Annotated in this window: 1 protein-coding gene; it reads left to right on the forward strand. The window is 45.9% G+C overall.

Annotation, left to right across the window (positions count from 1 at the left end; all coding sequences use genetic code 11):
- Positions 1-41: 41 nt before the first annotated feature.
- Positions 42-294 (forward strand): IS110 family transposase (locus tag ACO0LL_RS30400; protein ID WP_422954548.1); only part of this gene is annotated, 253 nt, incomplete at its 3' end.

A 294-nucleotide genomic window follows, 5' to 3' on the forward strand; every position in this document is an offset into this window, starting at 1 on the left:
TGGCAGCCCGTATTCACAAGGTAGGTTATCAGAGGATTTGTATGCACGATTTTCATTTGGGAATTGATGTCGCGAAGCTGAAATTAGATTGTACTTTGCGCCTGACAACTGGCAAATTCCGCCACAAGGTAATTCAAAATAATCAGCAAGGGTTTCAGGAATTAAGTGCCTGGCTCAACAAGCAAGGTGCGGCCATAGCCCATGTCTGCATGGAAGCTACAGGTATTTATTGGGAGGCTGTGGCACACTATTTCGCTCAACAGAAATTCCCTGTTAGTGTGGTTAACCCCGCAC

It is taken from the genome of Undibacterium sp. TC4M20W (assembly GCF_049340245.1).
In the GTDB taxonomy this organism is placed as follows: Bacteria; Pseudomonadota; Gammaproteobacteria; order Burkholderiales; family Burkholderiaceae_D; genus Undibacterium.